Below are 15,496 nucleotides of genomic sequence, written 5' to 3' on the forward strand. Positions count from 1 at the left end.
GAATGATACAGCTTTTGAATATTATTTCATTTTTTAATGTATAACCATACACGAAAGTGATTTACAGGGAAAGCCTACTTTAAAACAAGACACTTCGTTGCTTCACTTCAACTCACCAGAACGATGCTCCTTAAAGTAATCGGGACAAGTGAGGCCTCGTTTCGGTAATGCCTTGTTTTATGGTGTTTTAAATGCGCATGACGTATTTCGAATACATCATCCGGGTTTAATGACAATTTTTGGATTATCTGAATTAAGATTCCCTATCTGCCCGACAGGCAGGCTCACTTTGTTCGGAATTACAATTCGTTACGTAGTTAAAGAAGGAGGTCGCTCATTTTGTAAAGAGCGGTTTGTGTATGGCTTTGGTTGTTTTACTGTAAAATCATTGCAATAACGGCTGTAAGCATGGCATATTCTTTCAAAAGTTTCTTCCTTAACTGTTTTTTTGCCTGACTTATATGTTTTTCGATGACTTTAACTGATACGCCCATTTCTTCGGCAATATCAATTTGCTTCATCCCCTCAATCTTACTTTTTATAAATACCTTTTTCCTTTTAGGGGGTAATTCGTCAATGGCTTTTTTAAGGGAAACAATAAGTCTTTCCTCTAATGGTTTTTCTTTTTTTTCAAGAAAATCTAGTTGATATAAAAACTGAAGTTCCTGGATTGGCAACTCTTCAATGGGAATTTCATTTTTTAGCAGCTGTTGGTCTTTCAATACTTTTAAACACTTGTTTCTCAGGATAACAAACAAATAGCTCTCAATGGATTTCTGTACATCAATATTGCCCCGTTTGTCCCAAAGGTGCACAAAACAATCCTGAACAATATCTTCGATTTGATCTGCTTCTTTAATAAATAATCGACAGTAACTGCGCATTCTGGGATGAAGCTCTTTATAAATAACAGAAAAAGCATCCGGATTACCTTGACTTAAACTGTTATTTATTTCTATGTTGTTCATGCAGTTTATTATTTAATATAGGGATCAATGGAAAATCGTTACAATGTAAAAGTAGTTTAAATAATTAACAAAAATTAATAAATGGAATTAAAATTTATAACATGATTCTATGGGTAAAGTGTGCTTTAGATTGCATGAATACATAATGCCGATTCCGTATCAAAACAATTGGTAAAAATCAATCTGTGCTTATGTATTGGCATTAACTGTTGTTGTCAATAATGCATTATACATCATTTTAATATACAACTGGTATACGATTCGAGTATTGTCGTTTATAACTTGAATTAAAATGATAAGTGTAAAAAAAAGTAAAAAAAAGTATAAAAATAAGGTAGGGTTTTTGAAAATATGGACTACTACTAATGAAGGAATTTATAGTATGAAAGAAATTATCCAAAAATATTTTGAAGGAAGGGCTTCGAATTCAGAACAAAAACAATTGTTGGATTGGATGAAAAACGAGGATAACCAGATCACTTTTAAAAATGAGAAGGTTTCCTGGAAAAAGGAACTTCCTAAGTCAATGATGGGCAAGGAAACCGAAAAAGGGTTGATTCGGTTTCAGTCGCATATAATGAAGGATGAATTTAACCATTTAATGAGGTTAAAGAAGTTACGATCTTTATACAAGTATGCTGCGGTAGTTATGTTGTTAATAATTGTAGGAGGGGGTAGCTTTGTGGTAAAGGATATGTTGGCAGGTCCGTTATACACCAGGGTGGTTGCCGATAACGGACAGGTATCCAGGATCGTTTTGCCCGATAATTCAGAAGTCTGGTTAAATTCCGGTTCGGTACTTACCTACAATAATAAGTTTGCTCAATCAAACAGAGATCTAAAATTGGAGGGGCAGGCCTATTTTGACATTTCAAACAATGCCGGGATGCCATTAAATGTAAGAAGCCAGGATGTAGATGTTCAAGTGCTGGGGACTAAGTTTGAGGTGGAGGCCTACCCATCTTCCAATGTAACATCAGTTATACTAGAAGAAGGATCTGTTGAAATGTCTTTTGTGAATAAATCGGCCAAGAAGTTGTTGTTAAAGCCGGGTCATCAGGTAGTTTACGAAAGGGATAAAGCTAAGGTTGTCCGTAAAACCGTAAAAGTTGATAAATATACCTCCTGGCGAAAAGGGATATTGAATATTTATGATTGTCCCCTTTCCGAAGCAGCTTTAAAACTGGAAAGAAGATTTAATTATAAGTTTAAAGTGACAGACGAACTAAAAGATTACAAAATAACAATATCGATTGAAGATGAGGAGTTTGATGATGTGATTAATATTTTAAGGCATATAACCGCAGTAAATATAAATCATAGAAATGATACAATTTATTTTGAATCCAGGATGAAGTAAAAAAAAGGAAAGTGCTGGCACACTTTCCTAAATAGATGTAATAATCGGCATCAGCATTATGATGCCACACTAGTTAACCTAAATACAAATTTATGAAAAAAGTTGGTATCGCAAGAGAAGGTACGTCTTCTTTTGTAGGACGAAAAATTCTACGGATTATGAAAATCAGTGTGTTTTTATTAACAGTATGCTTGGCTCAGCTTTCTGCCATTGGGGGATATGGTCAGAAAGCGACCCTATCCGTTAAAATGGAAAAAACTACCATTGGAGAAGTGTTGGAAATTATTCAGGAAAAAACTGAATTTAAAATTGCATTCAGTTCGGAATATGTCGATCTGGATAGAAACGTAAATGTGGACTACGAAAAAGAACCACTTGATAATGTGCTTAAAGACTTGTTTGAGGACACTAATGTAGGCTTTAAGGTGTTAGACAAACAAATCGTACTATTTGATGTGACCGTAATACAACAGGCAGAAAAGTTGGCCATTAAAGGTATCGTTACCGACAACTCAGGACAACCTTTGCCCGGAGTAACTGTACTATTAAAAGGTACAAGCGTAGGAACAATAACGGATATCAATGGGAAATATGCACTAACGGATATCCCTGCCGATGCCGTATTATTATTTTCTTTTATTGGGATGCAGTCTCAGGAAGTGCAAGTTGCTTCACGGTCTGTCATCAATATTACTTTGCTTGATGAAGCGTTAGGACTCGATGAAGTAGTGGTGATCGGTTACGGTACCCAAAAGAAAGTAAACCTGACTTCGGCCGTACAAATGGTGGATTCCAAAGACCTGGAAAACCGGCCAGTAAAATCGGTGACGGAAATGCTTTCTGCCTCGGTTCCCGGATTAAACATTACAACCAAATCGGGTGCACCCAATGCGGAGTCCAGTTTAAATATCCGTGGGTTTACCGGATTTAATGCTTCAGGTTCTCCATTAATACTGGTTGATGGCGTTCCACAGGATATCGACTTGGTAAATGCCAACGATGTGGAAAGTATTTCGGTATTAAAAGATGCCGCAGCTTCAGCTATTTATGGGTCGCGTGCGCCTAACGGCGTGGTGTTAATCACCACAAAATCGGGGAAAAAGAGCCAAAAAATGCAGATTAATTTCTCAGCCGATATGATTGTAAGTTCGCCTATTGGACTTCCTGAAACCGTTAATAGTGATGTGAATGCTATTTTTAGAAATAACCAAAGGTATAACCATTTGAGATCGCCACTTTGGAGTGATGAAGCCATTGAGCGTATGACACAATACATCGATGGTGAAATTACAACCACCAACATTATCTTACCCAGTGGAAAATATGGCAGTGTATACGAGTACAATGCCAATAACGATCAATTCGACACCGCTTTTCGCGACAATGTGTTTAACAAAAAATACAATGTAAGCATAAACGGAGGGAGCGAAAAAACGACCTATTATGCCAGTTTGGGATATATCGATAACCAGGGGGTTTATGAAAGCCCGGTTGACTGGATGAAACGCTATTCGGCTTTGATAAAAGTAAATTCCGACATTACCGATTGGTTAAGTGTGGGGGTAAGTTCAAAATACGGACGCCAACAATCGGAACGCCCCAGGATTTGGAGAAATGGTCAAAATGATGGAAACTTTTTTGATGCGGTAGGTTTTTTCCCTTCCTTACCATCATACGACGACAATGGCTCGCCCAACGAGTTTTCCATTGTACCCAACCTTAGTGGGGCTTCGGGATCTTTTAACAATACCAACGATGATGTATGGTTAACGGGTAATTTTGATTTTAAACCGGTAAAAGGGTTAAGTATAAAGGGTGATTACACCTGGAATACAAACCATCAGTTTGATAACAATACTTCATTTGTTTTTAATAGTTGGGATGCTGATGGCACACCAAAGCCAAGCCGACGCAGCCCATCAATTAATGATATAGAAGAAAGGTCTAAAAATAAATATTACCATTCTCTAAACTTTGTTGCCACCTACAAGCTGCAGGTAAATAAACACGACTTAACGCTCTTGGCAGGTTACAACGAAGAAGAAAATAAATTTAACAGCCTTTATGGTTACAACAGCTTATTCTACACCAATTCGGTTCCTTCTTTAAGCACAACCTACAGCGATAGCCCTGTGGTTGATGATGTCATTTATTCGTGGGCAACCCAGGGTTACTTCGGAAGGGTAAGCTACAATTACAAAGAAACCTACTTGCTGGATATCAACATGCGTTACGATGCGTCTTCCAAATATTCACCAGATACACGCTGGGCATTTTTCCCATCGGTATCGGCAGGTTACAATGTAGCCCGCGAGAATTTCTGGCCTTTAAAAGACTATGTAAGCATGTTTAAAATTAAAGGTTCGTGGGGTAAGCTGGGTAACAATACTGGTAGCAATTACGCCTATTTACCTACTATGGGTACCAATGCCCAAACGCCTGTTATTTTAGACGGAGGACGACTTCCTTATGTAAGCATGCCGGGTATTATTTCTGACGACCTTACCTGGACAAAACCGCGTACCATTGGTTTCGGTGTAGAGGCTGCCGCCTTAAAAAACCGCTTAAAAGTTGAATACGACTGGTTCCAAAGAACAGTATTCGATCAACAGGGACCTGCCCAACAATATTCAGAAGTTTTGGGAACCACAGGACCCAAGAAAAATAATGCCGTTTCAGAAACCCGTGGATGGGAAATGTCGGCAACCTGGAGCGATAGAGCCTTTAATGTGGCAGGAGATCCGATCAGGTACAGTGTTCGTGCCGGCGTTTCGGATTATATTGGTTACGTAGTTGAATACGAAGAAAATGAGACAGGAGCCCGCTCAGGATGGACACCAGGGCAAGTATTTGGCGAATTATACGGATATACCTGGGGCGGAATTGGCGAAACACCTGAAGATTTTCAAAATACTGTTTTATGGAGAAACGGATGGTTTTACCCGGGTGATTTTAACTTTGCCGACACCAACGGCGATGGCTTGGTAAACAACGGACAAGGAAGTTATTGGTATTCGCAAGGCGACCGTAAACTGTTAGGTTATAATTATCCACGCTACAAATACCACATTGCGTTAAACGCCAGCTGGAAAGGTCTTACTCTTTCTGCCCTCTTTGATGGGGTGGGGAAACAAACGCTGTATACCCGAAGAAAGTATGTGATGGTTTCAAAGAATTTTTACACCAAACAACAGGCAGAATTGGGAGGAACCTGGAATTTAAATAACCAGGATGCCTTTTTCCCAAGGTCGTACGATTTTAACTATAATCAGATTTGGGAAAGAAACGCCAATGACCATTATGCGCACAATATGGCGCATCTGAGAATTAAAAATGTGAACTTAAGTTACCAGTTACCTGCTTCAATAGTCTCGAAACTAAGGTTACGCAGCCTGGCTGTAAATATCAGTGGCGAGAACCTGGGTATGGTGTATTTCAAATCATGGGCGAATCATTTCGATCCCATCCAATTTGAAGAAGATTTTGGAACTTATCCGCCATCGCGCATATTCTCATTTGGTGTAAAAGTGGGTATCTAACATTAAAAATTTAAAAAAATGAAAAGAATACTATTATACACAATAATAATTACCGGGTTGATTTTTTCCATGTCGGCCTGTGACGACAGTATTCTGGATAAGTATCCGGAAGATGCCATGAGCGATGCCACCTTTTTTACAAAGGCCGCTGATTTTAAAACCTATGTAAATGGTTTGTACAACAATGTTTTATCCAACCAAAATATTGTGAGTAGTGCAGAAAATGGTACCGATAACTTTTTAGCTGAAGACCCTGGTTCCAACGAAATGCAGCACTCGAATAGTGGGGCAGCCAGCGAAACCAATGGTACCTGGAACAATCGTTATTCCTATATCCGACAGGTAAATTATGTTTTGAATAGCCAGGACAAACTCGTAGAACTGGATGATGAAGCCAAGCAATATATTGGCGAGGCTTATTTTATCAGGGCATGGCATTACTTTATATTGCTGCATGATTTTGGTGGTGTTCCTTATATCGATCAGGTATTGGGAACCGAAAGCGAAGAATTGTTTAAAACACGCGACAGCCGCGATTTTGTTGCAACTAAAATTATAGAAGATCTGGACAAAGCCATAGATTACCTGGATTGGAAAAACGAAGGCTTTGCCACAGCGCCACGCATCAACAAACAAAGTGCACTGGCCTTTAAAACCCGTGTAGGCCTTTTCGAGGGTAGTTGGGAATATTACCATGGCCAAAAAAACACTACGTTTAAAGTAGATGGTGCCGATGGTACCAACTTTTTAAATGCTGCAGTAGAAGCCGGAGAAATGCTAATTGCCTATCAAGGTACCAAAATATACAAAGGCAGGGCCGGATGGGAATACTACGATTTGTTCAACCAGCAGGATTACAGTGGCACCAAAGGTGTATTCTTGTACAAACACATGGATTATGGTTTGGATGTATTCGGAAATCATGGTGCCGGTGGTTCATCATATGGTGGTGGATTAACTAAAAGTGCTGTTGATAATTACCTAATGGCCGATGGTAAACCCGAAAGTGTTTCCGATGTAGATTATGATTATACCCAGCTGGCCAACCTGATTGCTGCCCGCGATCCTCGAATGGACCAAACCCTTTACTCACCTGCCAGGGGTAATTTTGCAGATTACGCTGGTCAGTTTATTCCTGTTGCTCCTGAAAACCAGACGAAAGGGCCATATCAGGATATAACTAACTCCTTTACCGGACGTGGTGGTTACAAAGTATTTAAAGGCATGCGTGATCACTATGTCGACAAATGGGGCGATAACCAGGATGAAATCATGATCCGTTATGCCGAAGCTTTATTAAATTATGCCGAGGCGAAAGCGATGCTGGGAAGCATCACCCAGACAGATATTGATAAATCGGTGAATGTGATTCGTGATCGCGTTGGAATGACACACCTGAACATGGCCGAAGCCAATGCATGGAGTGTTACCTATTCTGTGGCCCAGGGTTATGATCCTGCTGCTTCAAATATTTTAAATGAAATACGCCGCGAACGCCGGGTGGAATTAATACTGGAAAATTACAGAAGAACGGACCTAAAACGCTGGGCCATTTACGAAGATGTGGTAAATGGTTATAAGCCTGTAGGCGCGTATTACCAGGAGTTCGAAGATTTTTGGAACGACGACGAGCGTGTGCTTGCTGCCGGATATGCACAAAGCCAATTGGCATCGCTTAAATTACACCTTGGGCAAAATGTTGATGTAAGAGGTGAATATATGAATACATTGTTTAAAAATGCCGATTTTACAGAAACAGGCAGGGGCTATTATATCGACCCAAACAGAGATTATCTAGAAGCTATCCCTAAAAAGGAAATCGATTTTTACGAGGAAAAAGGTGGCGTAACTTTGGAGCAAAACCCGGGATGGTTTTAATAGTGTATGATAAACTTAAAATTTAATGCAATGAAAAATATTATAAAATTTGGATTCATATTCTTGTTCATGGCATCGCTTTTTTCTTGCGATCCGCGCATTGAAATGGATATGGCACAATGGGGCGACAATGCTTTTATTAACAACGTTCAATTGTTCAAACTCGAAACAAAAGACGGGGTTAAACTGGAAGAATATTATGTGGACGAGACAACTGTAACAGGTACACGAAAGGTTACAGTATCATCGGGCACGGCGGTAATCGATGAAGATGCCTTTACTGCTACGGTAACTTTAAATGCAGGGGAAACCTTTACCGGTATAGGTTTTTTAATCTACCATTACGGAACGAAAGTGGAACCTTTAAATGGGGCTCCTGTAGCCGGGATTATTAATGACTTATCTGCCGGCTCTTTTACTTACCGGGTGCATTCGGCCGATGGTACTACGCATGACTGGACGATTAATGTTGTCCAATAATTTAAAGTGATTTACAAATTAAGGCAGCTCATATGGGCTGCCTTTATTATACTATATAGAAATAGTTGCTATACGAATAACGTCGATACCTTGTGTTTCTGAATTTGGAAACAATGTAATGTAAGACCGTTGGACTCCGACTGGAGTCGTATATATTATTCATTATAAATTTTCTATCGACGTGTAAACCGTCTGGATTTAAATTCAATTACCCTTGTATTTGTTTGATGCCTGATTCCATTGCTCTATTTATACTATCGAAAGGGTCTGGAATTACTACCAACACAATTTAATGTAAATCAAAGTTTAATTGGTATTTAGGACATAAAAAGGCTGATATGGTTTAAATTGCAACATCTGCCCACAGGTTTGCAACATTCACCTTTTACATTAGTTTCTGCTATTTGTAGTTTTGAATGTAACTAAACTTTAAATGAATAAAGCGAGCATGAGAGAGTCTTCACACATTGGCGATTTATTAAAATCAGGCGAGTTCCATCTTATACCTTAGAAACAAATCATTTTAATAAAATGAAAAACATGATGAAAATTAATTTATGCTTTTTGCTTCTTACAGGTTTAATCTGTTCCTGTGCGCAGAAACAAACACAAGAAGAAAAACAAATCCTCCCCAATGTTATCCTCATTTATGCTGATGACCTTGGCTATGGTGATTTGAGTTGCCAGGGTGCCACAAAAGTACAGACACCCAATATTGATAAGCTTGCAGAGGAAGGTCGCCGATTTACTGATGCGCACACCGCTTCAGCGGTTTGTACGCCTTCGCGCTATGCGCTGCTAACAGGTGAATACCCTATAAGAATTGACAGCTGGGGACCTTTAGCTACCTTAAATAAACTTCTTATTGATACGACCACACTTACAGTAGGTAAGGTATTTCAGAATAAAGGCTACCAAACCGCTTGTTTGGGAAAATGGCATTTAGGATTTGGCACAGAAGAGAACGACTGGCAAGTACCACTCGGAGCTGGCCCCAACGAAGTGGGATTCGACTACTATTGGGGTGTTCCCTTTGTAAACAGTGGCAGCCCGTTTGTTTATGTTGAAAATAAAACCGTAGTTGGATACGATGCGAACGATCCATTGGTTTATTTAGGCAGAAATTATAAAGGCGATTTAAAACCTTCGCCAACACCTACTTTCCCCAAAGAAGCTTCCAAAAAGAGTGACAATTTATTTGCAGGGGCATTAGAGGCGCATAAAATCTACGACGATGAAAAAACAGGGACTTACTTAACTGAAAAAGCAACAGATTGGATTACCCAAAACAAAGAGAATCCATTCTTCCTTTATTTTGCAACAACCAATATCCATCATCCTTTTACGCCTGCACCTCGTTTTAAAGGGACTAGTCAGGCCGGCCTTTATGGCGACTATATTCACGAATTGGACTGGATGGTAGGAGAGTTGGTAAAATCGCTCGAAGAAAATGGATTGACCGAAAATACCATGATTGTTTTTACCAGTGACAATGGTGGGATGCTCAACCTGGGTGGCCGAATTGCTGTTGAAAAAGGACACAAAATAAACGGAGATTTACTTGGCTTTAAGTTTGGTGTATGGGAAGGCGGACACCGGGTTCCTTTTATTGTAAAATGGCCTGGCAAAGTTCCTGAAAATACGGTTTCCGATCAGCTAATTTCATCGCTGGATATGCTGGCTACCTTTGCGGCTCTTACCGGTCAGGAAGAAAGCCTGTCGCTGGCCGACAAAAATAGTGTGAATGTTTTACCTGCATTTCTGGGAGAAGAGGGAACTGTACGTGAAGAACTCCTTTTGGCTCCAAGAAAAGCTACAAATTTATCCCTTCGACAAGGGAAATGGATGTACATCCCAGCGCAAGGCAGTGGTGGATTTAATGGTTCCAAGCCTGAACATCATGCCTGGGGAGGACCTGCAGGAGTAGAGTTCGTAGGTGGTAAGAATAGCGATATGGAAAATGGAAAGTTGAAAGAAGAGGCGCCTTCTGCACAATTGTATAATCTGGAAACTGATCCCAATCAAACCCAAAATATAGTGAATGACCATCCTGAAATTGTTGCCAAGATGGATGCGAGATTAACTGAATTAAGAGAAAAATATTCGGTTAAATAAATTTTATGATGAAAACCAATCAGATATTTAAGAGCGTTTTGGTTTTGCTGCTTTTTGCAGGAACAAACTGCACGCCAAAAACTGAAAAAAAAGAGCCGGGAGAAAAGTCTCCTAACCTTGTGATCATCTTTACCGACGATCAAGGCTATGGTGATTTGAGCTGTTTTGGAGGAGCGCACGTTTATACCCCTAACATCGATAAAATGGCGGAGGAAGGTGCCATGCTCACCAGTTTTTATGTGGCTGCTCCGGTTTGTACGCCTTCGCGTGCAGCACTCATGACCGGCTGTTACCCACGACGGGTAAGTATGGAACCACCCTCGGGTTTGGCGGTGGAGCTACCTAATGTCCCTCCCGGAAAGCGATTCCCGGTTTGCCTGGCAGCCGATGGTAATGGCCTGAATCCCGATGAAATTACCATTGCCGAAATTGCGCAATCGGTGGGTTACCGTACCGGGATGTTTGGTAAATGGCATCTGGGTGATCAGCCGGAGTTTTTACCAACCCGCCAGGGTTTTGAAGAGTACTTTGGTTTGCCATACAGCCACGACATATCACCCCGTCATGCGCGACAAAAATATTTTAACTTTCCGCCGCTTCCGCTTTTGGAAATGGAAGAAGTAATTGAACTTGACCCGGACGATGATTATTTAACCCGAAGGATTACGGAACGAGCTGTGAAATTCATAAAAGACCATAAAAATGAAAACTTCTTTCTTTATGTTCCTCACCCCATTCCGCATGGCCCCTTGGCAGCCTCGCCCGAAATTAAAGAAGAATATGCCCAGGTATTAGCGAATGGTGTACAAGCATCGCCGGAATTATATTCAACTGCAATTTATGAAATCGACTGGTCGGTGGGAGAAATTCTTGCGGCCCTAAAAGAGCAAGGCATTGATGAGAATACAATCGTATTATTTACCAGCGATAACGGACCAGCAGGAAAAAGGGGCTCTGCAAAGCCATTGTCGGGACGTAAAACCCAGACTCTGGAAGGTGGTATGCGTATGCCAACAGTAATTCGCTGGCCCGGAAAAATTAAAGGCGGCAGCCAAATTGATAAGCTACTCACCACAATGGATTTGTTGCCAACCTTTGCAAAATTAATTGGCGCTGAAATTCCCAACGACCGCATTATTGATGGCAAAGATATTCTGCCTGTGTTACTGGATGGAGCAGATAGTCCGCACGAATATTTCTTTTATTCGCATTGGGGAACTTTGGAAGCGGTACGCTGGAAAGACTGGAAACTCCGTATTATTAAAGGGGAAGAAGCGCTTTACAATCTAAAGATGGATATGGGCGAGCAAATCAATCTGAAAGACCAGTATCCCGATATTGTTGCGCAATTGAAAAAAGCCATGCAGGAGTTTGATGCCGAAGTGACAAAAAATGCGCGTCCGGCAGGACATGTTGATAATTCTAAAGCACTTGCATTACAATTAAATAAAGAGTGAAACTAACTATAGACAAGATGTTTAAACCAATTGTTATATTCAGTTGTATTCTTTTGTTTTTCTCTTGTACTCAGCAGAAAAATGAGCGAAAACCAAATTTCATCATCATTTTCACTGATGATCAGGGCTATCAAGATCTGGGCTGTTATGGTTCACCCAATATAAAAACTCCGCAAATCGACAAAATGGCAAAAGAAGGTATGCGCTTTACTAATTTCTATGTGCAGCCCATTTGTGGCCCTTCCCGTACAGCTCTCAACACCGGCTGTTATCCGATGCGTGTAGCCGAAGTTGGGAATATTAAGCGTAATCACCCCATGGTTCACCCCAAAGAAATTATGCTGTCTTCATTGTTAAAACAAGCCGGATATTCAACGGCCTGTATTGGGAAGTGGGATATGAATGGACATAAAGCCGGGTTTGCCAGGGATGATATCTATCCCGACAACTTCGGCTTTGATTATTGGTTTGGAACAGGAAGCGGAAATGATGGTGGACACATCGATCTCTGGCGTAATCGCGAAGTCGTTGAAAAAAAGGCTGGGATGGATCTTCTGGTACAAAAATACCATGCCGAAGCAATAAATTTTATTGAACAAAACAAAGAGAATCCTTTCTTTCTCTACCTTGCCCATACCATGCCGCATACCAAACTAGGGGCATCCGAAGCATTCAAGGGAAAATCGGAACGTGGATTGTATGGCGATGTAATAGGTGAACTGGATTGGAGTACCGGGGAGATTCTTAAAGCTGTAAAAGAATATGGTTTAGACAAGAATACGGTTGTTATTTTTACGAGCGACAATGGTCCCTGGCTGGTTCGAGGAGAGAATGCAGGTAGTGCAGCTCCCTTGCGTGGAGGCAAGGTAACCACCTGGGAAGGCGGCGTTAGAGTGCCCTGTGTAATGTGGGCTCCGGGCTTGATTCCTAAGGGTAAAACTTGCAATGAAATTACCACCAGCATGGATATTCTGCCCACTTTTTGCGTAATGGCAGGTGTAGAAATTCCCAACGACCGGATTATTGACGGAGAAGATATTAGCTCTTTAATTACTGGGGAAAAAGAACGTTTCGACGAGGAACGTATTTATTACTACTATTTCCTTACTCACCTACAGGCCGTTCGAAAGGGGAAATGGAAATTGGTTCTAAAACGTCCGCAGGCACCTGAGTGGTGTGGCTTTCTGGCTCATGCATCAAAATGGAAGTTGCATGATGTACTGGAAATCCCGGAGCATCAGTTGTATGACCTTGAAAACGATATTGGTGAAACCACTGATGTGGCAAAAACACATCCCGGGGAAGTTAAAGCGCTGCTACAGCTGGTAGAAAATGCCCGGAACGACATTGGGGATTACAATAAAATAGGTGAGGGAGCACGGTTCTTTGACGATGAACCCCACAGGTATGATGCGAAAAAGTGGATTACAGGAAGTAATTAGCAGCTAAATAAGAATGAATATAAAAACGCTGATAAAATATAGTGTAAGTCCAAGATTAAGCCCTTCCCGAATAAGAGCAATGTACATTTACGGAATAATTCTAATACTTATCGGGTTATTCGGATGGTACAAATCAGGTTTCAAATTAAATCCATTTGGTATATTCTTGCTATTGGTGGAGTTTTACATATTATTCAAAGCTTGTTTGGAAAAGAGTTAACAAAAGAAAGAATTTTCATTTCATTTGGGAATGATGTAATAGAATACAGTAAATACGTCTAAAAAGCCCCGAAAGATAGAAATTGAAGACTTGCTGGATGTTAGAATTGAAACTGCGATAAAAATGACCATGCGGTTGTGACTTATGATTTCTCTGTTTTTCAAAAACAAGAACTTGATAGTATTAATGAATGCTTAGAACGAATAAAATCAAACATGCTTATATAACCACCATAGTTTAAGATATGAAATTCATACTTTTTATTGATATTAACACTAATAGCAATAGCAGCTCAACTGTATAAAGTTGAAGCCAGGGGAAAAGATGCAGGTAAAAGCCAATCTCCAAATATCATCTATATTTTAGCCGTTGATTTGGGTTACGGTGATGTAAAATGTTTTAATCCGGAAGGAAAATCCCTATCCCAAACCGGTAAATATGGCTGCCAATGGCCACGGGATACATTGGTAAATGGCATTTAGGCTGGGATTGGGCGCTTGATAATGCAGGAGCCAAAAATATTGATAATTTAGATGTAAGACCAAAGGTAAATCTTAATGTAGCCGTAAAAATGACCCTACAACGTATGGTCTCGAACATTGGTTTGGTTTTTTTGGCTCGCTCGATATGGTGTCCTATGTGTATGTGGAGAATGACATGTCGTCCATGGTCCCCCAAAAACGACGGTATTGGTCAATAAAAAAGACCGTATCAAAAGTCAATAAAATACGTAACTTGCAAATTGTGAGAACTACGTACAAAGGTGGTGGGATGGGGGTGATTAGTATCCTACCTACCATTCGTAAATTATTCTATGAACCCAAATACTTTTGAGACAGCTCTATTAAAAAGTATGGCTTGGCGGGAGAACACCCTCTGAGCGCTTCGTGGTGCTTTATTATGCCCACTAAAACCCATACAGCCTCAATAATTATGCACGTTGGCCTGCTGAGAGTTAACAAAAGTTTTAAATCAACCATTAGAAGTGTATTTTTGTGCCGGCTATTTTTAATAAAGTAAGAAGCAATAAGGGGATATCATGATAGATTTACATACGCATACAACAGTTTCTGATGGAACCGTTACTCCCAAGGAGTTGATTTACCAGGCAAAAGAAACAGGGCTCCTGGCTGTTGCCATAACAGATCATGATAGTATTGACGGTCTCGATGAAGCGCAACATGAAGCAGACAGACTGGGTGTTACTTTTATTAACGGGATTGAATTTAGTGCGACATTTGGTAAAAATCGCCTGATTCATATACTCGGACTGGGAATTGATCCACAAAGTGAAGGGTTTAAACGGATATATACAAATTACCGGCAGAATAGATCAGACAGGCTTTTGCAGGTTTTTAAAAAACTCCGTTCTATGGGCGTTGCAATTGGTCCGGAAGATGTAGAGCCATTTGTCACCGGAGGGTACATGGACAGGCAGGCTATTGCTAAATGTCTGGTGGCTAAAGGACTTGCGAAGAGTGTGAGAAATTCCTGGATAAATTATCTGGATAAGATAGATTACATAAACGGGGAACTCATACAACCGGAAGCCGCATTTAGCGCTATTCATGCTGCCGGAGGAAAAGCATTTCTGGCTCATTATCACTTAAAGATTGGATTTAAAGGTTATTCAGAAGTAAATACCCGTATGTTGCTGAAAAAGCTAAAGGAATTGGGCTTGGATGGTATGGAGTGTTATTATCCCTCTTTTTCTGAGGAAGAAAAGCTCCGTTGTGCTGAGTATATTGAAGATTTTGATTTTATAAAGTCAGGGGGGACCGATTTTCATGGCGCTAACAGGTCACATATTAAACTTGGCGTTGGTGAAGGTGATTTTAACGTTCCTGATGAATTACTGGACGAGATCCTCGCAGAAAAAGAAATAAAATTATAGGGTCGCTACCAGGCAAAATGACCTTGCTACCGCCATTTATGGGGTCGCTACCAGGCAAAATGACCTTGCTACCGGCATTTATGGGGTCGCTACCGGCCAAAATGACCTGGCTACCGGCATTTATGGGGTCGCTACAAGACAAA

11 protein-coding genes are annotated in these 15,496 nt (G+C 40.4%); 10 read left to right on the forward strand and 1 reads right to left on the reverse strand.

What is annotated here, in order from left to right:
• Positions 1-374: 374 nt before the first annotated feature.
• A complete protein-coding gene (locus ACRD64_RS24410) occupies positions 375-968 on the reverse strand; it encodes an RNA polymerase sigma-70 factor (RefSeq protein ID WP_430937104.1) in 594 nt (197 codons plus the stop codon).
• Between the two features lie 292 nt (positions 969-1,260).
• On the opposite strand from ACRD64_RS24410, the gene ACRD64_RS24415 reads away from it, so the two are divergent.
• The 10 genes from ACRD64_RS24415 to ACRD64_RS24460 all read left to right on the forward strand — a co-directional run bounded on the left by ACRD64_RS24415 (position 1,261) and on the right by ACRD64_RS24460 (position 15,353).
• Positions 1,261-2,328, forward strand: a complete 1,068-nt coding sequence (locus ACRD64_RS24415; RefSeq protein ID WP_430937106.1) for a FecR family protein — start codon at positions 1,261-1,263, stop codon at positions 2,326-2,328.
• Between the two features lie 92 nt (positions 2,329-2,420).
• The gene (locus tag ACRD64_RS24420; RefSeq protein ID WP_430937108.1) at positions 2,421-5,867 is read left to right on the forward strand and encodes a SusC/RagA family TonB-linked outer membrane protein; all 3,447 of its coding nucleotides are present in this window, start codon (positions 2,421-2,423) and stop codon (positions 5,865-5,867) included.
• Positions 5,868-5,885: 18 nt separating this feature from the next.
• Complete coding sequence (locus ACRD64_RS24425) at positions 5,886-7,745, forward strand: RagB/SusD family nutrient uptake outer membrane protein (protein WP_430937110.1); 1,860 nt, start codon at positions 5,886-5,888, stop codon at positions 7,743-7,745.
• Positions 7,746-7,775: 30 nt separating this feature from the next.
• Complete coding sequence (locus tag ACRD64_RS24430; RefSeq protein ID WP_430937112.1) at positions 7,776-8,225, forward strand: DUF5018-related domain-containing protein; 450 nt, start codon at positions 7,776-7,778, stop codon at positions 8,223-8,225.
• Between the two features lie 540 nt (positions 8,226-8,765).
• On the forward strand, positions 8,766-10,340 hold the full coding sequence (locus ACRD64_RS24435; RefSeq protein ID WP_430937114.1) for a sulfatase-like hydrolase/transferase: 1,575 nt from the start codon (positions 8,766-8,768) through the stop codon (positions 10,338-10,340).
• A gap of 5 nt (positions 10,341-10,345) precedes the next feature.
• Complete coding sequence (locus ACRD64_RS24440) at positions 10,346-11,797, forward strand: sulfatase family protein (protein WP_430937116.1); 1,452 nt, start codon at positions 10,346-10,348, stop codon at positions 11,795-11,797.
• A 17-nt stretch (positions 11,798-11,814) separates the two neighbouring features.
• On the forward strand, positions 11,815-13,239 hold the full coding sequence (locus ACRD64_RS24445) for a sulfatase family protein (RefSeq protein ID WP_430937118.1): 1,425 nt from the start codon (positions 11,815-11,817) through the stop codon (positions 13,237-13,239).
• Positions 13,240-13,722: 483 nt separating this feature from the next.
• Positions 13,723-13,941, forward strand: coding sequence for a hypothetical protein (locus ACRD64_RS24450; RefSeq protein ID WP_430937120.1), 219 nt, complete (start codon positions 13,723-13,725; stop codon positions 13,939-13,941).
• Positions 13,908-14,159, forward strand: coding sequence for a hypothetical protein (locus ACRD64_RS24455; protein ID WP_430937122.1), 252 nt, complete (start codon positions 13,908-13,910; stop codon positions 14,157-14,159). Before ACRD64_RS24450 ends, ACRD64_RS24455 begins: the two co-directional genes overlap by 34 nt.
• A 339-nt stretch (positions 14,160-14,498) precedes the next feature.
• Positions 14,499-15,353, forward strand: coding sequence for a PHP domain-containing protein (locus ACRD64_RS24460; RefSeq protein WP_430937124.1), 855 nt, complete (start codon positions 14,499-14,501; stop codon positions 15,351-15,353).
• The last annotated feature ends 143 nt before the right edge of the window (positions 15,354-15,496 follow it).

Source organism: Saccharicrinis sp. 156 (genome assembly GCF_050589685.1).
Lineage (GTDB): Bacteria > Bacteroidota > Bacteroidia > Bacteroidales > Marinilabiliaceae > Saccharicrinis.

What these genes read in the sequence shown, in the direction of transcription:
- ACRD64_RS24410 (WP_430937104.1), bottom strand. Translation starts at nt 968, where the DNA reads ATGAACAACATAGAAATAAATAACAGTTTAAGTCAAGGTAATCCGGAT.
- ACRD64_RS24430 (WP_430937112.1), top strand. Translation starts at nt 7,776, where the DNA reads ATGAAAAATATTATAAAATTTGGATTCATATTCTTGTTCATGGCATCG.
- ACRD64_RS24440 (WP_430937116.1), top strand. Translation starts at nt 10,346, where the DNA reads ATGATGAAAACCAATCAGATATTTAAGAGCGTTTTGGTTTTGCTGCTT.
- ACRD64_RS24425 (WP_430937110.1), top strand. Translation starts at nt 5,886, where the DNA reads ATGAAAAGAATACTATTATACACAATAATAATTACCGGGTTGATTTTT.
- ACRD64_RS24455 (WP_430937122.1), top strand. Translation starts at nt 13,908, where the DNA reads ATGGCCACGGGATACATTGGTAAATGGCATTTAGGCTGGGATTGGGCG.
- ACRD64_RS24460 (WP_430937124.1), top strand. Translation starts at nt 14,499, where the DNA reads ATGATAGATTTACATACGCATACAACAGTTTCTGATGGAACCGTTACT.
- ACRD64_RS24420 (WP_430937108.1), top strand. Translation starts at nt 2,421, where the DNA reads ATGAAAAAAGTTGGTATCGCAAGAGAAGGTACGTCTTCTTTTGTAGGA.
- ACRD64_RS24415 (WP_430937106.1), top strand. Translation starts at nt 1,261, where the DNA reads ATGATAAGTGTAAAAAAAAGTAAAAAAAAGTATAAAAATAAGGTAGGG.
- ACRD64_RS24445 (WP_430937118.1), top strand. Translation starts at nt 11,815, where the DNA reads ATGTTTAAACCAATTGTTATATTCAGTTGTATTCTTTTGTTTTTCTCT.
- ACRD64_RS24435 (WP_430937114.1), top strand. Translation starts at nt 8,766, where the DNA reads ATGATGAAAATTAATTTATGCTTTTTGCTTCTTACAGGTTTAATCTGT.